13 protein-coding genes and 1 pseudogene are annotated in these 19,107 nt (G+C 71.5%); 5 read left to right on the forward strand and 9 right to left on the reverse strand.

Annotated features, from left to right (window positions below; genetic code table 11):
* Window positions 1-182 precede the first annotated feature (182 nt).
* Together AB0I06_RS13585 and AB0I06_RS13590 are read left to right on the forward strand one after the other, a co-directional pair.
* Entirely contained in the window at window positions 183-1,256 is a 1,074-nt protein-coding gene (locus AB0I06_RS13585; RefSeq protein ID WP_363118931.1) for a type I phosphomannose isomerase catalytic subunit, read from the forward strand.
* Window positions 1,257-1,382: 126 nt separating this feature from the next.
* Window positions 1,383-2,015: a hypothetical protein gene (locus tag AB0I06_RS13590; RefSeq protein ID WP_363118932.1), complete on the forward strand. Its 633-nt coding sequence runs from the start codon at window positions 1,383-1,385 to the stop codon at window positions 2,013-2,015.
* Between the two features lie 4 nt (window positions 2,016-2,019).
* On the opposite strand, the gene AB0I06_RS13595 is transcribed toward AB0I06_RS13590, so the two are convergent.
* The 3 genes from AB0I06_RS13595 to AB0I06_RS13605 all read right to left on the reverse strand — a co-directional run bounded on the left by AB0I06_RS13595 (window position 2,020) and on the right by AB0I06_RS13605 (window position 4,427).
* Window positions 2,020-2,565 carry a DUF488 domain-containing protein gene (locus AB0I06_RS13595; RefSeq protein ID WP_363118933.1) on the reverse strand — a complete coding sequence of 182 codons (546 nt, stop codon included), beginning with the start codon at window positions 2,563-2,565 and terminating at the stop codon, window positions 2,020-2,022.
* Window positions 2,566-2,615: 50 nt separating this feature from the next.
* Window positions 2,616-4,145: a UDP-N-acetylglucosamine 1-carboxyvinyltransferase gene (locus AB0I06_RS13600; protein WP_363118934.1), complete on the reverse strand. Its 1,530-nt coding sequence runs from the start codon at window positions 4,143-4,145 to the stop codon at window positions 2,616-2,618.
* Window positions 4,146-4,229: 84 nt separating this feature from the next.
* Complete coding sequence (locus AB0I06_RS13605) at window positions 4,230-4,427, reverse strand: DUF4236 domain-containing protein (protein ID WP_363118935.1); 198 nt, start codon at window positions 4,425-4,427, stop codon at window positions 4,230-4,232.
* Window positions 4,428-4,701: 274 nt separating this feature from the next.
* On the opposite strand from AB0I06_RS13605, the gene AB0I06_RS13610 reads away from it, so the two are divergent.
* Window positions 4,702-7,497 carry an aconitate hydratase gene (locus tag AB0I06_RS13610; protein WP_363118936.1) on the forward strand — a complete coding sequence of 932 codons (2,796 nt, stop codon included), beginning with the start codon at window positions 4,702-4,704 and terminating at the stop codon, window positions 7,495-7,497.
* Between the two features lie 93 nt (window positions 7,498-7,590).
* Here AB0I06_RS13610 and AB0I06_RS13615 read toward each other — a convergent pair whose 3' ends face one another.
* From AB0I06_RS13615 to AB0I06_RS13640, 6 genes and pseudogenes are all read right to left on the reverse strand, one after another.
* Window positions 7,591-8,946: a sugar ABC transporter substrate-binding protein gene (locus AB0I06_RS13615; RefSeq protein ID WP_363118937.1), complete on the reverse strand. Its 1,356-nt coding sequence runs from the start codon at window positions 8,944-8,946 to the stop codon at window positions 7,591-7,593.
* Window positions 8,947-9,041: 95 nt separating this feature from the next.
* Complete coding sequence (locus tag AB0I06_RS13620) at window positions 9,042-10,337, reverse strand: sugar ABC transporter permease (protein ID WP_363118938.1); 1,296 nt, start codon at window positions 10,335-10,337, stop codon at window positions 9,042-9,044.
* On the reverse strand, window positions 10,334-11,113 hold the full coding sequence (locus AB0I06_RS13625; RefSeq protein WP_363118939.1) for an ATP-binding cassette domain-containing protein: 780 nt from the start codon (window positions 11,111-11,113) through the stop codon (window positions 10,334-10,336). The genes AB0I06_RS13620 and AB0I06_RS13625 overlap by 4 nt, the downstream gene beginning before the upstream one ends.
* Before the next feature lie 14 nt (window positions 11,114-11,127).
* Window positions 11,128-12,210, reverse strand: coding sequence for a substrate-binding domain-containing protein (locus AB0I06_RS13630; RefSeq protein ID WP_363118940.1), 1,083 nt, complete (start codon window positions 12,208-12,210; stop codon window positions 11,128-11,130).
* A gap of 454 nt (window positions 12,211-12,664) precedes the next feature.
* Window positions 12,665-15,226 (reverse strand): annotated as a pseudogene (locus AB0I06_RS13635) (SpoIIE family protein phosphatase); the annotation flags it as partial.
* 449 nt (window positions 15,227-15,675) lie between these two features.
* Window positions 15,676-16,734, reverse strand: a complete 1,059-nt coding sequence (locus AB0I06_RS13640) for a lytic polysaccharide monooxygenase (RefSeq protein WP_363118941.1) — start codon at window positions 16,732-16,734, stop codon at window positions 15,676-15,678.
* A 475-nt stretch (window positions 16,735-17,209) separates the two neighbouring features.
* On the opposite strand from AB0I06_RS13640, the gene AB0I06_RS13645 reads away from it, so the two are divergent.
* Both AB0I06_RS13645 and AB0I06_RS13650 read left to right on the forward strand, forming a co-directional pair.
* Window positions 17,210-18,202 carry an ABC transporter permease subunit gene (locus tag AB0I06_RS13645; protein ID WP_363118942.1) on the forward strand — a complete coding sequence of 331 codons (993 nt, stop codon included), beginning with the start codon at window positions 17,210-17,212 and terminating at the stop codon, window positions 18,200-18,202.
* Window positions 18,196-19,068 (forward strand): carbohydrate ABC transporter permease, encoded by an 873-nt coding sequence (locus AB0I06_RS13650; RefSeq protein ID WP_363118943.1) that lies wholly within the window; start codon window positions 18,196-18,198, stop codon window positions 19,066-19,068. The genes AB0I06_RS13645 and AB0I06_RS13650 overlap by 7 nt, the downstream gene beginning before the upstream one ends.
* Window positions 19,069-19,107: the final 39 nt, after the last annotated feature.

Genomic DNA, 19,107 nt, shown 5'->3' on the forward strand with positions numbered 1-19,107 from the left:
CACTCTTTCCCCACACCACGCCCTTCCGATCTCGCCGGGCCCGGCCCGGCGCGCGCCGGGCGCGAGGCGACGGCATCCGCGGCCCGCGGCCCCTCGGTCATCCGCCCCTTGCCGCACGCATGCGCCCGACGCCCCGGGGGTACCCCGGCCGGACACCGGCACCGACCCGTTCGAGGAGGGACGTGGACTGGCATCCGCTGCGGCTCACCAGCCCCGTCAAGCAGCACGTCTTCGGTGGCCGGGCCATCGCCGAGCGGCTGGGCCGCACCGGCCTGCCCGACGGGCCGGTCGCCGAGACCTGGGAGGTCAGCGACGTCGAGGGCGATGCCTCGACCGTCCTGGACGGCCCCCTCGCCGGGCGCACCCTGCGGCAGATCACGGCCGAGCACCCGGAGGAACTGCTCGGCCCCCGGCTCCCGCCCGGCCCCCGTTTCCCGCTGCTCACCAAGTTCATCGACGGCCGCGGAGCCCTCCCGGTGCATCTGCACGCCGACGACGCCACCGCCCGGCGCCTGGAGGGCGAACCCAACGGCAAGACGGAGGCCTGGCACGTCCTGGACGCCGCCCCGGGAGCGACCGCCCTGGTCGGCGTACGCCCCGGCGTGGACCGCGACACCCTGCGCCGGGCGCTGCTGGCCCAGGACTTCGACGCGGTCCTGCGCCGCCTGCCGGTCCGCGCGGGGCAGACCGTCTACGTCCCCGGCGGCACCCTGCACAGCTTCGGTCCGGACACCCTCGTCCACGAGATCGAGCAGACGTCCGACATCCAGCAGCACGCCATGCGCCACCGCATGGAGGACGGCTCGCCCGTCCCCGACCACGAGTGGCACGCCAACCTCGACCGCCTCCTCGACGAGTGGCGCCCCGGCCCCCGGCCCGAGTTCCACCCCGGCCTGAGCGTCCCCGCCGCGGACGGCGTCGTGCGCACCGTGCTCTGCGCCGGCCCGCACTTCGCCCTCGAACGCTGGTCCGCCGGTACGGCGACGCCCCTGTCGTACCGCTTCACCACCGTGCGGATCCTCACCAACGCGGGCGCCCCGGTCACCGTCACCGCCGGCTCCTGGACCGGCCTCCTGGACCGCGCCCGCACCCTCGTCCTCCCCGCCGTCCTCGGCGAGGTCCGTGTCCAGGGCCCCGCCGACGTCCTGATCGGCTACGTGCCCGACCTGGAGCACGACATCCGTCAACCTCTCCTCGCCGCCGGCCACGGCCCGGCCGCCGTCGCCGCCCTCGGTGAGGGGCTCGATCCGCGGTAGCAGAGCGGTGACATTCGGGACGGATCCGTAGCAGGTCCGCAGGGCAACGAATGCGGCCGGTGGCGGGTCGTACAGGGGGCAAGGGCACAAGCCCGCGCACACGACCCGGGGGAGACCGGGGAAACAATGGGGGAGACCATGCAGAACCGTGCCCGAGGCATCCGTACCACCCTGGCCGCGCTGGCGGCCGTCGCCGGTGTCGCCGTGGCCGCCGTCCCGGCCGTCGCCGCCACCACGCCGGACTCCGGCACACCCCGGTTCCTGGAGCCGTCCGAGCTGCCGCCGCACGCGTCCTCGCCCTGGTACGCCGGAGCGGTCACGGCCGGCCAGCCCGACCCGCTGCCGATGTGCGTGGGCGACGCGCTGCCGTCCATCACCACGCACCGGGAGTACTGGACGGAGTTCGACACCAACGCCCAGCAGCTCACGGTCGAGGGGCGCAGCGAGCAGTGGGCGAAGGACTTCGCGGCGCTGCTGCGCAAGGACCTGGCCGGCTGCGCGAAGAAGCTGATGCAGCAGGACCCCGACATCACCGCGACGCAGAAGTACTACGGCAAGCTGAACGTCGAGGAGGGCGCCGACGTCTACGGCATCCACACCGCCTCCGCCTGGGGCTCCTCCGACATCAACCTCTTCTCGGTCGGCCGCGACGGCGCGACCGTCACGATCGTCCGGTGGGGTCAGATGGGCACCTTCCAGCACGCCCAGGTGGCCGACTTCAAGGCCACGACCGTCACGGCGGTGAACAAGCTGTACTGACCGCTCATCCCGGCCCCGGCTCGGTGGGGGCGTCGTACACGAGGAGCCCGTCGTCGCGCAGACGGGCTCCCGGTGTCGGCGTATGGGCGCTCAGACGGCCGTCGTGCATGAGGTGCAGGGCGGGCACACCGCGGGCGAGGACCGCGAAGTCGGCGATCAGCCGGCGGTGGCAGCGCCACCAGACCGCCTCGCTGCACATCACGGCGGTGCGCACGTCCGATGCCTCGTCCAGCAACCGGTCCATCGCGGTGACGAACTCGGGGGAGCGGGTGTGCGCCGCGTACCCGCGGAAGGACTCGTTGCGCCACACGACGTCCGGACTGTCGGCGGGCAGGGGACGGAAGCCCCCGAGGTCGGGTTCCCACCGGTAGGAGAGGCCGGCGTCCGGCAGCCACCCGGCGAGCCGCTCCCGCAGCAGATCGGGGTCACGACGGCTGCCGGGAGCGGTCCGCACGTCCACGACGGCCGTGACACCGGCCGCCCGCAACAGCTCGGCGATCCGCTCCCGCCCGGCGGTGCTGTGCCCGAAGGTCACCAAAGACGCGTCCACGGTGTCGGACTATCCCTTTTCGGGGGGTGCACACCTCACGCGCTGAAGGGTCAGATGTCCCGGAACGTCTCGATCTGCGCCCCCACCGAGTTCAGCCGTTCCGCCAGGTCCTCGTAACCCCGGTTGATGACATATACGTTGCGCAGCACCGACGTGCCCTCGGCCGCCATCATCGCCAGCAGGACGACCACCGCGGGGCGCAGGGCCGGCGGGCACATCATCTCGGCGGCGCGCCAGCGGGTCGGGCCCTCCACCAGGACGCGGTGGGGGTCCAGGAGCTGGAGCCGGCCGCCGAGGCGGTTCAGGTCGGTCAGGTAGATGGCGCGGTTGTCGTAGACCCAGTCGTGGATGAGGGTCTGGCCCTGGGCGACCGCCGCGATGGCCGCGAAGAACGGGACGTTGTCGATGTTCAGGCCCGGGAACGGCATGGGGTGGATCTTGTCGATCGGCGCCTCCAGCTTGGAGGGCCGGACGGTCAGGTCCACCAGCCGGGTGCGGCCGTTGTCGGCGAAGTACTCGGGCGTGCGGTCGTGGTCGAGGCCCATCTCCTCCAGGACCGCGAGCTCGATCTCCAGGAACTCGATCGGCACCCGGCGCACCGTCAGCTCCGACTCGGTGACGACGGCGGCCGCGACCAGGCTCATCGCCTCGACCGGGTCCTCGGAAGGGGAGTAGTCCACGTCCACGTCGATGGTGGGCACGCCGTGCACGGTGAGCGTGGTGGTGCCGATGCCGTCGACCTTGACGCCGAGGGCCTCCAGGAAGAAGCACAGGTCCTGGACCATGTAGTTGGACGAGGCGTTGCGGATGACGGTGATGCCGTCGTGCCGGGCGGCCGCGAGCAGGGCGTTCTCGGTGACCGTGTCGCCGCGTTCGGTCAGCACGATCGGGCGGTCCGGGCTGACCGCGCGGTCCACCCGGGCGTGGTACTGGCCCTCGGTGGCGGCGATGTCCAGGCCGAAGCGGCGCAGCGCGATCATGTGCGGCTCGACCGTGCGGGTGCCGAGGTCGCAGCCGCCGGCGTACGGCAGCTTGAACGAGTCGACGCGGTGCAGCAGCGGGCCGAGGAACATGATGATGGAGCGGGTGCGGCGGGCGGCGGTGGCGTCGATCGACGCCAGGTCCAGCTCGGCCGAGGGCACGATCTCCAGGTCGACGCCGTCGTTGATCCAGCGGGTGCGCACTCCGATGGAGCCCAGCACCTCGAGGAGGCGGTACACCTCCTCGATGCGGGCGACGCGGCGCAGCACCGTGCGCCCCTCGTTGAGCAGAGAGGCGCACAGCAGCGCCACGCACGCGTTCTTGCTCGTCTTGACGTCGATGGCGCCGGACAGCCGCCGCCCGCCGACCACCCGCAGATGCATCGGACCGGCGTAACCGAGCGACACGATCTCGCTGTCGAGGGCCTCCCCGATGCGCGCGATCATCTCAAGGCTGATGTTCTGGTTGCCGCGCTCGATCCGGTTGACGGCGCTCTGGCTGGTGCCGAGCGCCTCGGCCAGCTGCGACTGAGTCCAGCCACGGTGCTGCCGGGCGTCACGGATGAGCTTGCCGATGCGTACGAGGTAGTCGTCTGCCATGCGGTTGAGGTTATCTCAGATATGAGATGACACCCGAACGGGGGGTCCGAACGGGTGACGGGACGTCAAGCCCGCCCGCCGGCCTCAGTGTCGGCGCTCGCGCGTGGTGCGCCGCCATCCGAAGGGCCCGGGCAGGTCCATCGACGTCGTCCGGCGCCCTGTGCTGCTGTGGGTGTGGCGCGGGCCGTTCTTCCCGCCGGTGGTGATGGACCAGGAGCGCTTGTTGATGTTCAGCCGCACTCCCGGAAGGATCCGGAAACTCTTGCGGAACGTGAGCGGCATGCCTGTCCCCTCTCCGTCGTGCGTGGGTGTGGTGCGTGGACTCCTCGTGCGGATACCCGGGAAAAGGCCGCGCATGGCCGGACAGGGGGCGCCGGGGCATGACCATCCGGCGCTCGTGTACTAGAGTTATCTCGACATCGAGATATCTGCCGAGAGAGCACCGCAGCCGCCACCCAGTAAGGGTTACCTAACTTAGCCTTACCTTAGCGGATCGGCCAAGATGCCGTGGCGGCAGGATCGTGGTGGTACGCGCACATCAATGAAGGAGACTGTCGTGTCGGCGAACAGCTTCGACGCCCGTAGCACGCTGCAGGTGGGCGACGAGTCGTACGAGATCTTCCGGCTGGACAAGGTGGAGGGCTCGGCCCGCCTCCCCTACAGCCTCAAGGTCCTGCTGGAGAACCTGCTCCGTACCGAGGACGGCGCGAACATCACCGCCGACCACATCCGTGCCCTCGGCGGATGGGACTCGCAGGCCCAGCCCAGCCAGGAGATCCAGTTCACGCCGGCCCGCGTGATCATGCAGGACTTCACCGGCGTTCCCTGTGTCGTGGACCTCGCCACCATGCGCGAGGCCGTGAAGGAGCTGGGCGGCGACCCGGCGAAGATCAACCCGCTGGCGCCGGCCGAGCTGGTCATCGACCACTCCGTCATCGCCGACAAGTTCGGCACGAACGACGCCTTCAAGCAGAACGTCGACCTGGAGTACGGCCGCAACAAGGAGCGCTACCAGTTCCTGCGCTGGGGCCAGACCGCCTTCGACGAGTTCAAGGTCGTCCCGCCCGGCACCGGCATCGTCCACCAGGTGAACATCGAGCACCTGGCCCGCGTCGTCATGGTCCGCGACGGCAAGGCCTACCCGGACACCCTGGTCGGCACCGACTCGCACACCACCATGGTCAACGGCCTGGGCGTCCTCGGCTGGGGCGTCGGCGGCATCGAGGCCGAGGCCGCCATGCTCGGCCAGCCGGTCTCCATGCTCATCCCGCGCGTCGTCGGCTTCAAGCTGACCGGTGAGCTCCAGCCCGGCACCACCGCCACCGACCTGGTGCTCACGATCACCGAGATGCTGCGCAAGCACGGCGTCGTCGGCAAGTTCGTCGAGTTCTACGGCGAGGGCGTCGCCGCCACCTCGCTGGCCAACCGCGCCACCATCGGCAACATGTCGCCGGAGTTCGGCTCCACCGCCGCGATCTTCCCGATCGACGACGAGACCATCAACTACATGCGGCTCACCGGCCGCAGCGAGCAGCAGCTCGCCCTGGTCGAGGCGTACGCCAAGGAGCAGGGCCTCTGGCTCGACCCGGCCGCCGAGCCCGACTTCTCCGAGAAGCTCGAGCTCGACCTGTCGACGGTCGTGCCCTCCATCGCCGGCCCGAAGCGCCCGCAGGACCGCATCGTCCTCGCCGAGGCCGCCCAGCAGTTCGCCAAGGACGTCCTCAACTACGTCGAGGCGCCCGCCGCCCGGCCCGCCGCCTCGAACTCCCCGGTCGACGAGGCCAGCGCCGAGTCCTTCCCGGCCTCCGACGCCCCGGCCTACGGCAGCCAGGAGAACGGCGCCGGCGCGCCGCAGCACGCCGAGGGCACCGGTGCCGCCGTTCCGTCGAACCCGGTCACCGTCACCGCCCCCGACGGCTCGACCTACGAGATCGACCACGGCGCGGTGACGGTCGCGGCCATCACCTCCTGCACCAACACCTCCAACCCGTACGTCATGGTCGCCGCCGCCCTGGTGGCCAAGAAGGCGGTGGAGAAGGGCCTGACCCGCAAGCCGTGGGTCAAGACCACCCTCGCCCCGGGCTCCAAGGTCGTCACCGACTACTTCGAGAAGGCGGGCCTGACCCCCTACCTCGACAAGGTCGGCTTCAACCTCGTCGGCTACGGCTGCACCACCTGCATCGGCAACTCCGGCCCGCTGCCGGAGGAGGTCTCCAAGGCCGTCAACGACCACGACCTCGCGGTCACCTCGGTCCTCTCCGGCAACCGGAACTTCGAGGGCCGCATCAACCCCGACGTCAAGATGAACTACCTGGCGTCCCCGCCGCTGGTCGTGGCCTACGCGCTGGCCGGCTCCATGAAGGTCGACATCACCCGGGACGCCCTGGGCACCGACCAGGACGGCAACCCGGTCTTCCTCAAGGACATCTGGCCCTCCGAGGCCGAGGTGAACGACGTCGTCGCCAACGCCATCGGCGAGGACATGTTCGCCAAGTCCTACGCGGACGTGTTCGCGGGCGACGCCCAGTGGCAGGCGCTGCCGATCCCGACCGGCAACACCTTCGAGTGGGACGCCGAGTCGACCTACGTGCGCAAGCCCCCGTACTTCGAGGGCATGGCCCACGAGCCGTCCCCGGTCGAGAACATCTCCGGCGCCCGGGTGCTCGCCAAGCTCGGCGACTCGGTCACCACCGACCACATCTCCCCGGCCGGCGCCATCAAGGCCGACACCCCGGCCGGCAAGTACCTCACGGAGCACGGCGTCGAGCGCCGCGACTTCAACAGCTACGGCTCGCGCCGCGGCAACCACGAGGTCATGATCCGCGGCACGTTCGCCAACATCCGCCTGCGCAACCAGATCGCGCCGGGCACCGAGGGCGGCTACACCCGCGACTTCACGCAGGACGGCGGCCCCGTCTCCTTCATCTACGACGCCTCGCAGAACTACCAGGCCGCCGGCATCCCGCTGGTCGTCCTGGCCGGCAAGGAGTACGGCTCCGGCTCGTCCCGCGACTGGGCCGCCAAGGGCACCGCGCTCCTCGGCGTCAAGGCCGTCATCGCCGAGTCGTACGAGCGCATCCACCGCTCGAACCTCATCGGCATGGGCGTCCTGCCGCTGCAGTTCCCGGAGGGCCGGTCCGCCGAGTCCCTCGGCCTCACCGGTGAGGAGACCTTCGACTTCACCGGCGTCGAGGAGCTCAACAACGGCACCACCCCGCGCACGGTGAAGGTCACCACCGACACCGGCGTGGAGTTCGACGCGGTCGTCCGCATCGACACCCCCGGCGAGGCGGACTACTACCGCAACGGCGGCATCATGCAGTACGTGCTGCGCAGCCTGATCCGCAAGTAAGCGGACCGCCACGGCAGTTCGAGGGCCGCGTTCCCGGGTGACGGGGGCGCGGCCCGCGCCGTTCGCGGGCGGCTCCGGTCGGCGGCGGCCGGGTCACTCGCCGCGGTACTTCGCCGCCGCGGCCTGGGCGAGGTCCTGCGACTTGTCGAGAGCCGCGTCCACCGACTGCCGCCCGGCGATGGCCGCGGCGATCTGCTCGGAGACCGCCGTGCCCAGCACCGCGAACTCGGGAATCCCCAGGAAACCGATGCCGTCGTACGGGCGCGGGGCCACGCCGGGGTCCTTCGGGTCGGCGGAGTCCGTCGCGGCCGTGTACTCCTGCCGGTACCAGGCGCCAGCCGCCTGCTGGTACTCGGGCTTCTCGTACAGCGACCTGCGGTTCCCGGCGGGAGCCGAGGTCCAGCCGACCTCCTGGCCGACGAGCTCCTGGAACTCCTTGGAGGAGGCCCAGGAGATGAACTCCCAGGCGGCGTCCTTGTTCTCGGAGGCCTGCTGGATGCCCCAGGCCCAGGTCCACAGCCAGCCGGCCTTCTCGGTCCGCTCGTGCGGGGCGGGGACGTAGCCCACCTTGCCCTTGACGGAGGAACTGTCGGCCTCGATCGACGAGGCCAGCGAGGTCGCGTCGTACATCATGGCGCACTTGCCCTCGACGAAACGGTCCAGGATCTCCAGCACGCCCATCCGCTCGGCGCCGGGCTGGCCGTGCGAGCGCAGCAGGCCGACGTAGAAGCCCACGGCCTCCTTGAACTCCGGGGACGTCAGGCGGGCGTTCCAGTCCATGTCGTACCAGGCGCCGCCGAAGGTGTTGACGACGGTGTTGATCGGGGCGAGGTTCTGGCCCCAGCCGGGCAGGCCGCGCAGGCAGATGCCGCTCGCGCCCTCGGAGCCGTCGACCCGGGCGGCGAGATCCGCGACCTGCCGCCAAGTCGGGTTCGCCGGCATGGTCAGCCCGTCCTTGCGGAACAGGTCCTTGCGGTACATCAGGAACGAGCCCTCGCCGTAGAAGGGCTCGGCGTACAGCGCGCCGTCCTCCCCGGTCAGCGAGGAGGCCAGGTTCGGGAAGACGTCGTCCTGGTCGAAGTCCTCGTCCGCCTTCACATAGGGGTCCAGCGGGACGAGCCAGTCGTTGTCCGCGTAGATCGGCACCTCGTACGCGCTGACGCTGGCCACGTCGTAGTTCCCGGACTGGGTCGCGAACTCGCGGTTCATCCGCTCCCGCGCCTCGTTCTCCGGCAGCACCGTGTAGTCGACGGTGATGCCGGTCTGTGCCGTGAAGTGCTTCCGGGTGAGCTTCTTGAGGGTCTGCACCTGCGGCACGTCGGTCGCGAGCACGCTCAGCCGGACCTGCCCCTCGCTGCCGGACAGGTCCGCGTCACCGCACCCGGCGAGGGCCAGGCCGGAGGCGACCGCGGCGGCCACGGCCGCCCTGAGCAGGCGGCTGCGCATCATGACACCTCGGTCCCTACCCACCTTTGCCGCGGGTTAGGCATTTCATGACAAACGGAATAAGCGGCGTATTCAAGGCGCGCGATGCGCGGCACGCCTCACGGCCGGCCCCGTCTGGCCTCCGCCCGCCGGGACAGCGCGTCCGCAGCGACGGCGGCCAGCAGCACACCACCCGTGATCATGAACTGCACGGCGTCCTGGACCCCCAGCAGCCCCATCCCCGAGGCGATCGACTGGATGACCACCACACCGAGCAGCACCGACCAGGGCGAACCCCGCCCGCCGAACAGACTCGTCCCGCCGATGACGGCCGCGGCGATCGCGTTGATCAGCAGCATCCCGGAACCGGCGGCACGCGCCGTCGTCGGGCTCGCCGAGGTCAGCCCCGACGCCACGAACAGCCCGCCGACCGCGGCCAGCGTCCCCGACACCATGAACATCGCGACCCGTACCCGCTCCACGCCGATGCCGGCCCGCCGCGCCGCCTCGACCCCGCCGCCCAGCGCGTACACCCGCCGCCCGTGGCGGGTGCGGCGCAGCACGTAGTCCGAGACGACCAGCACCACCAGGAAGACCAGCAGCGCCAGCGGCAGCCCCTGGAACCGGTTGAGGGTGTGGGCCGCGGCGAAGGCGACCACCGCGAGCAGCCCGGTGCGCATCCAGATCTCACCCGCCGGCCGGTAGGGCATCCCGGCCGCCCGGTGGCGGCTCCGCCGGCGGCGGGCGGCCAGGAGGTACCCGGCCGTGCCGAGTGCGGCCACCGCGTACGCCGCCAGGGCGTTGCCGAAGTGCCGGCTGGTCAGGGAGGCGACCAGGCCCTCCTCGTCGATGTTGATCGTGCCGCTCGCCCCCAGCAGGTAGAGCGTCAGGCCGTTCCAGATCAGCAGCCCGGCCAGCGTCACCACGAACGCCGGCACGCCGAGCCAGGCGAAGAAGAACCCGTGGAAGGCGCCCACGGCCGTCCCCGCGGCCACGGCCACGATCACCGCGAGCCACTCCGGCACCCCGTGGTTGACGTTCAGCACGGCGAAGGCGGCCCCCGCGAGGCCGCTGACCGAACCGACCGACAGATCGATCTCCCGGATCAGCAGCACGAACACGATCCCGACGGCGACCAGGCCGGTCCCCACGATGTCCACGCTGAGGTTGGACAGGTTGCGCGGCGAAAGGAACTTGTCGTCCAGGGCCTGGAAGACGACCCAGATCACGACCAGCCCGGCGATGACCAGCAGCGGGCCCCGCTCGCCGGCCCGCGCACCGCCGAAGACCACCCGGGCGTGCTCGCGCAGGCCGCCCTGCCACCCCCGGGCGCGCCGCTCGCCGCCGGTGGCGGGCGGACCGGAGCTGCCCGGCCCGGCCGGTCCGCCGTCGCGGTGCGTTTCGCCCCGGCTCACGGCCACGCCTCCTCGTCGCCCCTGGCGCGGTGGGCCACGGCGTTGTCCGCCGCCCCCGTCACGGAGGAGATGATCTGCTCCTGCGTCACCGTGCTCACGTCGAACAGCCCGTTGTTGCGGCCCAGCCGCAGGACGGCGACCCGGTCCGCCACGGCCTTGATGTCGCCCATGTTGTGACTGATGAGGATGATCGCCATACCGCGGTCGCGCACCTCCTCGATCAGGTCGAGCAGATGACTGGTCTGCTCCACGCCCAGGGCCGCGGTGGGCTCGTCGAGCAGCAGCACCTTGGGGGCGCCCATCAGCGAGCGGGAGATCGCGACCGCCTGCCGTTGTCCGGCCGACAGCGCGGCGACCGGCATCCGCACGTCCGGGATGCGGATCGACAGGGCGCGCATCAGGTCACGGGCGCGGCGCTCCATCTCGACCTCGTCGAGGATGCCCACCCGGTCGATCTCGCGACCGAGGAACAGGTTGCCCACGACGTCCAGGTTGTCGCACATGGCGAGGTCCTGGTACACGGTCGCGATGCCCAGCGCGTGGGCGTCGTGCGGGCGTTTGATCTGCACGGGGCGGCCCTCCCACTCGATGACGCCCCGGTCCGCGGGGCTGACCCCGGAGATCACCTTGATCAGGGTGGACTTACCGGCCCCGTTGTCGCCGGCCAGGGCCACGACCTCACCGGCCCGGACCTTCAGGTCGACGTCCACGAGGGCCTGTACGCCACCGAACCGCTTGGTGATGCCGCGCAACGCCAGTACGGGTGGATGGGCCACGTGGACCACCTCGCTCAGCGGGTGAGCCCGGCCTTGTCGCAGGCCGAGCGGAGCTTCGGGACGCAGATCTGGTCGAGCGTGTAGACACCGTCCCGCACGAGCGTCCGGCCGATCGTCTCGCGCGTCACCGCCCTCGGGGTGAGCAGGATCGCCGGGACGTCCTTGGTCGTGGGGCTGTCCACCTCCGTCGTGACGAGGGCGTCGATGTCGTTGCCCCGCGCCAGGGCGACGGCCATCGCGGACGCCGCCTCGGTCTCCAGCCGGAACGGTTTGTAGACGGTCATGTACTGCTCGCCCTTGACGATGCGCCGCACCGCGTCGAGGTCGGCGTCCTGCCCGGTGACCGGGGGCAGCGGTGAGACGCGGGCGCTCTTGAGCGCCGAGACGACACCGGCGGCGATCGAGTCGTTGGCCGCGAGGACGCCGTCGATCCGGCTCGGACCGAGGGCGCTGATCGCGGCGGTCATGTGATCGTGTGCGTTCTCCGTACGCCACCCGAGGGTGCTGTACGACTTCAGGATCCGCGCCTCGCCCCGCAGGACGGACCGGGCCCCGCCCTCGTACCAGGCGGCGTTGGGGCTGGACGGGTCGCCGTTCATCATGACGACACCGTCGCCGCCGGTCCTGGCTTCCATGCCCCGCAGGAGGGCCCGGCCCTGGAGCCTGCCGACCTCGCCGCCGTCGAAACTGACGAAGCCCGAGATCGGCCCCTCGGCCAGCCGGTCGTAGGCGATCACCGGGATGCCCTCGCGCCGGGCCTCACGCACCGAGGAGCGCAACGCCCCGGGGTCGACGACGTCCAGGATCAGTGCCGAGACGCCCCGGGTGATCATCGAGTCCATCTGGGCTCGCTGACTCGCCGCGTCGTTCTCGGCGTTGGCGTACACGACCGTGCAGTCCGGGCACAGCTCCCTGACCCGCTTCTCGATCAGGGGCCGGTCGGACTTCTCCCAGCGGGGCACGGCCCGGCTCGGCAGCAGCAGCCCGATGGTCGGTCCGTCCCCGGCGCCCCCGCCGCCGTCGGCGCACGCGGCCGAGGACACGGCCAGCACGACCGCCACCAGCCACCCGACGCCGCGCCGGCCGAGGCCACGCATCAGGAACCTCCCCGTCCGGGCCGTCCCGGCCCGGGGACGGAGCCGTCCGGTGTGGGCCCCGGCCCGCTCTGCGCCGGACGTGCCCGGCGGTCACGCCCGTGGGCCGGTCGTCGTCGTGGCGAGGAGCCTGGTCGGCGTCGTGCTCGGGAGCCCGGTCGGTGTGGTGCTCGGGGGCCGGGTCGCGGTGGTGGTCAGGAGGCCGGTCGTCGTGGCGGTCGGGGGCCCGGCCGGGGCCGGGATCCGCAGGGCCGTCGCCGTCGGCGTCCGCGTCCTCGCCGTCGTCGTGGTCCGGGCCCTGACCGCGGCCCCTGCGGCGGTCGCGGTTGCGGACCAGGCCCCAGGTGCGGTCACGGCCCCGGCCCCAGACGCGGCCCGGCCTGCGCTCCTCCTCCGGTTCGGTCTCCGGTTCCGGGTCCGGTGCCTCGCCGGTGTCCGGGTCCCGTTCCCGGCGGGTGACGACGATCTCGCTCCACACCTGCTTGCCGCCGCCCACCGGCACCGAGCCCCAGGCCGCCGACACGGCCTCGACGAGGAAGAGCCCTCGGCCGCCCGTCGACTCCCAGTCCACGACCACCGGCTTGGCCGGCGCCCGGGGCGAGGAGTCGCTCACGGTCACCCGCAGCCGGTCCGCCGCCAGCGTCAGTTCCACCCGGACCGCGCCCTGGGTGTGCACCAGCGCGTTGGTGACCAGCTCCGACACCACCAGCAGGACGGTGTCGGCCTCGGCCGCGATGCCCCACGAGCGCAGCGTGCGCGCACTGAACCGGCGGGCGTGCATCACCGCGTCCGGCAGCCGCCACACCACCCAGCCGACCCGCACGGGCCGTACCCGCATCCCGTCGTAGCGCAGCAGCAGCAACGCCACGTCGTCCTCGCGCTGCCCGGCCTCGCCGAGGAGGGCGTCGGCCATGCGCCCCGGGTCGGACGGATCGGCCGCGGCGAGCGCCTGGCGCACGAGCCGCATCCCCTCGTCCAGTTGCAGATCCGCCGATTCGACCAGACCGTCCGTGACCAGCGCGAGCACCGAGCCCGGGGCCAGCGCGAGCGCCGTCAGCGGGAACTCCGCATCCGCGAGCACGCCGAGCGGGAGCCCGCCCTCGACCGCGATCTCCGCGGTGCCGCCGTCGGGGTGCCGTACGAGCGGGGCCAGGTGCCCGGCCCGCACGAACAGCGCGTTGCCTTCCTCCATGTCCAGTTCGACGTAGCAGCAGGTGGCGAAGAGGTCGGTCTCCATGCCGACGAGCAGCCGGTTGGCGTGCGCGACGACCACGTCCGGCGGATGCCCCTCCACGGCGTAGGCCCGGACCGCCGTACGCATCTGGCCCATGATCGTCGCGGCCCCCGCGCTGTGGCCCTGTACATCCCCGATGACCAGGGCCACCTTGTTCTCCGACAGCGCGATCACGTCGTACCAGTCGCCGCCCACCTGGAGTCCTCGCCGGGCGGGCAGATAGCGGGCCACGGCCGTGCCCCCGGGCAGCCGGGGGAGCCGGCGCGGCAGCAGGCTGCGCTGGAGCATCGTGGCGAGCTCCTGCTCGGCGTCGTAGGCGTGCGCGCGTTTCAGGGCCTGCCCGACCAGCCCGGCGGTCGCGGTCAGCAGGGCCCGCTCCTCGGGGGCGAACTCGTGCGGGCTGTCCCAGCCGACCAGGCACACCCCGGCCACCCGTCGCTTGGCCGGCAGCGGCAGCACCGCGAGCCCGCCGGGGCCGATCCCGGCCAGCCCGGGCTCCAGCACCGAACCCGCGGGCCACAGGCTCAGCCGCCCGTCGCGCAGCGCCGCCTGGAGCGTGGGCAGGGCGGTGACGGGTGCGTCGGGAAACTCCGAACGCCACTCGCGCCGCCACAGTTCCGGCCAGGCACCGGCACCCGGCGGATCGAGCACGGTGACGGCCAGCCGGTCCTCCAGCAGTTCCGCGAGCGCCACCCGGTCGGCATCGAGGGGCTCGCGCAGCGCGGCGACCACCACCCGGCCGACGTCCCGGACGGTCGTCGCGTCGTCGAGCGCGGCCGTCAGCCACTGGATCCGGCCCACGTCGCTGGCCCCGCGGCGCAGCACGGGCGCCGCGGTCACCACGCCCAGCACCCGCTCGGGGGCGCCGTCGGACCGCTTCAGCACCCGGCAGCTCAGCCGCAGCCAGCACAGTTCGCCGGTGGGGCGGCGGATACGGAACTCCAGCTCACGGCGGCCGGGGGTCTGCGCGGATGGCTCGATGACCGACATCAGGGCCGGGACGTCCTCCGGGACGCTGCACGAGAGCAGCGTGTCGGTCTTGCCGTCGAAGCCGCGCTCGGGGATGCCGACGAGTTCGAGCAGGGCGGAGTCGGTCTCGACCAGTCCGGTGCCGGGGGACAGGGCGAAGGAGCCGACGCCCATGGCACGCAGGGCGGAATCCAGCAGGGGTGAAGGCGCCGACCGGTCGGCCTCGCCCCGCAGCCGCTCGGCGACGGCCTCGGCGTACCGCTCGAGGAACTCCCGCTGCTCGGCCCCGAAGCCCTCGCCGGCCTCTCCCACCACGAGGAGACAGCCCAGCCACCCACCCGCGGCCCCCAGCGGCAGCGCTCCGACCGGGACGGAGGCGGGCGCGTCCTCGTCCCGCCCGGCGAGCACCACGTCGGCGAGCCACACCGGCCGTCCCCGCAGACAGGCCTCGGCGACGGCCGGGACAACGCCCCCGGCGGCCGGTGAGTCCGCAGGGGTGCCCGGTCCCGGACCGGCGGGGGCGTCGGGCCTGACGCCCCCCGCAGGGGTGCCCGAAGGTCTCGTCGGCTCCACCGCGACCGGCACGCGTCCCGGCAGTCGACGGTGCGGCCCGGATCCGGCGGTGGCCGACTCCACCAGCCGGAGTTCCGCCGCGTGCTCGCCGCGTACGTACACCGCCGCCAGCGACACTCCTGCGAACGCCAGCACGCGCGTCCGCGCGGCGGGCTCCTGCGCGAGGCGAGACGGACCCGTGCCCCCGTTCCCCGGCGCCCGCAAGCCGGGAGCCGCGGCCCGGGCATCGCCGTGCTGGGGCATGTCCGCATCCACCTCCCGTCCATGCCGCGGTCACCGGCAGGTGGGAGTCCCCGGACCTCACGTGACGACGACGCGGGCGGATCCACGCCGCACATGAGCGGCACGGCACCCTCCAACAGAATCGCACACCTGGATAACAGCGACATATGGGGCGACGGCGGTCCGGGCTCCCCGGCCCCCACGGGGCAAGCGCCCCGACGCGCCCGACCACCCCGGCCGACCCACGGGGAGCCGGCCGACAGGGGAGGAGGCCACGGTCGGCCCCCACCGAGGTCAAGATCCGGAGACGCCATCCGCCCACGACCATCGGCCACCCCGGCCGGGACGCACCTGTCGTGAGACGCGATCCGCCCACGACCTTCGGCCTCCCGGCCGGGACGCAGCTGTCGCGCCGACGGGCCCGGTCACCGATCCTCCGGTCACCGGGCCCGCCCGACGCCTCCGTTCGTTCAGCCCACCCGGCAGGGCAGCGCGCTCGCGCTGTCACCCCCCGAGCCCGAGACGACGTAGCCGAACGTCGCGCTCTTGCCCGGGGCCAGGGAGCCGTTCCAGTTGGCGTTGTGGACCATCACCGCCTGGCCGTTGTAGGTCGCGCTGCCGCTCCACAGGCTGTCGACCTTCTGGCCCGCCGGGAGGGTCCAGTCGACCATCCAGCCGAGCATCGGGACCGTGCCGGTGTTGGTGACGGTCACCTCGGACTGGTAGCCGCCGTTCCAGGTGCCGGTCGTCTTGCGGGTGGCCGTGCAGGTGCCCGGCACCGGCTCGGACGGGGTCCCCGGCTGTTTGATGCCGGTCACCTCGCCCTTGCCCCCGTCGAAGACGACGTCGGAGCAGGAGTAGAAGGTCTCCTTGCTGTCGGAGCGCTGCCAGACCATGTAGATGATGTGGCGCCCCGACTTGTTGTCGGGGAGCTTCCCGGCCCAGGAGTAGTTGGCCTCGACCGTGCCCGGGGAGCCGTTCAGCGGCGGGTGGTCGACGCTCAGGAACGGCCGCTCCTCGATGTCGTTCCAGGTGAGAGTCCTGGTGGGGTCGAAGCCGTCCTTGGTGATGTAGACGTGGAACCAACCCGGGTGCGCCGCCCAGGCGTTGTACGAGAAGTCGACCGTCGCGCCGGAGGTGAGATGGGTGAGCGGCCAGTCCTTGCCGGGGGTGTTGAACCCGGTGAAGTTGGCGTTGCCGCCGCTGCACAGCTCGCCGTCCGGTACGAAGCCCCGGGTGCGGCCCGCGCCGTCCGAGCGCAGCACCGAGAACCAGTTGTAGAACGGCGTGGTGCCGCTGACCTGCTGCGCGCCCCGGCACGCGGGGTTCACCGGCTTGATCTCACCGGTGTCGGTCAGTCCGTCCTGCCAGCACAGGAAGGTACGGCTGCCGGGCTTCATGGGGGTGCCGTGCGCCTCCGCCTCACCGCCGGTCGACATGACCAGTCCGATGGCCGGGACGGTGACGAGGAGGGAGAGCAGCACCAGTAAGAGGGCTCTGGCCCGGGTGGGGAAGCCCGATCGGGGCATCGGGGTTCCTCCCGGCCGTGTTGTCATGATCATGACATCATCATCCGTTCGTGGGGGTCCGACCTGCGGATGTGGGTGCACGGATGAGCGGGATGGGAGCGACTCGAAGGGCGGGTTCCGGTCCACCGTGATGGGAGCGCTCCCACCCCGCCTGAGCGGAAGGTAGCGCCGAGCGGTCCGGTTGTCCACGCCCCGCGCACCCCGTGTCCGTCGACGCGGAGGGCGGAGAGGCCGAAACCCCGACGGGACCGCCCATCGCAGGAGTCGGAGCCATGACGGAAACTTGCGACGGAAAACGGGGCCCGGCACCCCCGTTTGCCCGCCTCCGCGCCGGATCCAACGCGGCGCACGCGCCCCGTCCGACTCTCGCAGCACCCATTGACAGCGCTTTCTGCTGCCCTTAAGTTGCCGCGAAGTTACCGGTAAGAGCTCGAAAGTTTCGGTTCCGCGTCCCTGCCCACGGGAGGCCCGAGCAATGAGCACGTCCACCACACCGGCCCCGCCGGGCACCCAGGACCAGCCGCCCGCCCGAGCGGCCCCGCGACGCGCCAGGCGGGCGTCCGCCCGGACCGGTCCGGGCCGGGCGCTGCGCCGTGACTGGCAGCTGTACTCCCTGGCGATCCTGCCGCTGCTGTTCTTCCTGGTCTTCCGCTATCTGCCGATGATCGGGAACGTGATCGCCTTCCGGCGCTTCGAACCGGGCGGTTCACTCTTCGGCGAGGAGTGGGTGGGTCTGCGCTATGTGCGGATGTTCCTGAGCGACCCCACCTTCTGGCAGGTGTTCCGCAACACCCTGTGGCTGGGCGGGCTCACCCTCGTCTTCTGTTTCCCGGTGCCGATCGTGCTCGCGCTGCTGCTGAACGAGGTGCGCCGGCGTTCCCTCAAGCGGTTCGTGCAGTCGGTCTCGTACCTCCCGCACTTCCTGTCCATCGTGATCGTCGCGGGCATCACGATGCAGATGCTGGCCGGCGACGGCCCGGTCAACCACGTCCTGCAACGGCTCGGCCACGAGCCGGTCCGCTTCATCCAGGAACCCGAGTGGTTCCGCACCATCTACGTCGGCTCGGAGATCTGGCAGACCGCCGGCTGGGGCACGATCCTCTACCTCGCCGCGCTCACCACGATCGACGAGGATCTCTACGAGGCCGCCCGCATCGACGGCGCCAACCGCTGGCAGCAGATCTGGCACGTCACCCTGCCCGGCATCCGCCCCACCATGGTCACCCTGCTGATCCTCAACATCGGCACCTTCATGGCGGTCGGCTTCGAGAAGGTGCTGCTCCTGTACAACCCGCTGACCTATCCGACCGCCGACGTGATCTCCACCTACGTCTACCGGGCCGGTGTCGAGTCCAGCAGCTTCAGCTACGCCGCCGCCATCGGCCTGTTCGAGGCGATCATCGGTTTGGTCCTGATCACCTCGGCCAACACGCTCTCGCGTCGCACGGTGGGGACGAGCCTGTGGTGAGGCCGAGCCGTTCCTACCGGGTCTTCCAGGGGTTCAACGGGGTGGTCCTCACGCTCGTCGTGCTGGTGACCCTGTACCCCTTCGCCAACATCGTCGCGCGGTCCTTCAGCGGGGAGCGCCAGATCCGGGCCGGTGAGGTCGGCCTGTGGCCCAAGGGGTTCAACCTGACCACCTACAGGATCGTGTTCCAGGACTCGATGTTCTGGCGCACCTACGGCAACACCGTGCTCTACACGGTCGTGGCCACGGCCGTCGCCATGGTCCTGACGACCTGCTACGCCTACGTCCTGTCCAAACGGCACCTGAGGGGCCGCGGCGTGCTCGTCGGCATCGCCGTGTTCACCATGTTCTTCACCGGCGGCCTGATCCCGAACTACATCCTGGTCACCAGCCTCGGTCTGAAGAACAGCGTGTGGGCGATCGCCCTGCCGAACGCGATCAGTGTCTTCAACCTGCTGGTGATGAAGGCCTTCTTCGAAAACCTGCCGACGGAGCTGGAGGAAGCCGCGCAGATCGACGGTCTGAGCACCTACGGCATCCTGTTCAGGATCGTGCTGCCGCTGTCCAAGGCGGTCGTGGCGACGATGGTGCTCTTCTACTCCGTGTCCTTCTGGAACTCGTGGTTCAGCGCGTTCCTGTACATGGACCACTCCGACCTGATGCCGGTCACCGTCTATCTGCGCAACCTCATCGCGGGCGCCACCGGAGGCGGCAACGCCGGTGCGGGCACCGCGGAGCTCAGCCAGGTCGGCGCGAGCATCCAGGCGGTCACCATCGTCCTCACCGCCCTGCCGATCCTCCTCGTGTACCCCTTCGTCCAGCGCTTCTTCGTCTCGGGCGTGATGCTCGGCGCGGTCAAGGGCTGAACGCCGCACCTCTCCTCGACTGGACTACGGAACAAGGGA

Source organism: Streptomyces sp. NPDC050674, assembly GCF_040654575.1.
GTDB lineage: Bacteria > Actinomycetota > Actinomycetes > Streptomycetales > Streptomycetaceae > Streptomyces.

What these genes read in the sequence shown, in the direction of transcription:
- AB0I06_RS13645 (WP_363118942.1), top strand. Translation starts at nt 17,210, where the DNA reads ATGAGCACGTCCACCACACCGGCCCCGCCGGGCACCCAGGACCAGCCG.
- AB0I06_RS13630 (WP_363118940.1), bottom strand. Translation starts at nt 12,210, where the DNA reads ATGCGTGGCCTCGGCCGGCGCGGCGTCGGGTGGCTGGTGGCGGTCGTG.
- AB0I06_RS13605 (WP_363118935.1), bottom strand. Translation starts at nt 4,427, where the DNA reads ATGCCGCTCACGTTCCGCAAGAGTTTCCGGATCCTTCCGGGAGTGCGG.
- AB0I06_RS13615 (WP_363118937.1), bottom strand. Translation starts at nt 8,946, where the DNA reads ATGATGCGCAGCCGCCTGCTCAGGGCGGCCGTGGCCGCCGCGGTCGCC.
- AB0I06_RS13640 (WP_363118941.1), bottom strand. Translation starts at nt 16,734, where the DNA reads ATGCCCCGATCGGGCTTCCCCACCCGGGCCAGAGCCCTCTTACTGGTG.
- AB0I06_RS13600 (WP_363118934.1), bottom strand. Translation starts at nt 4,145, where the DNA reads ATGGCAGACGACTACCTCGTACGCATCGGCAAGCTCATCCGTGACGCC.
- AB0I06_RS13590 (WP_363118932.1), top strand. Translation starts at nt 1,383, where the DNA reads ATGGGGGAGACCATGCAGAACCGTGCCCGAGGCATCCGTACCACCCTG.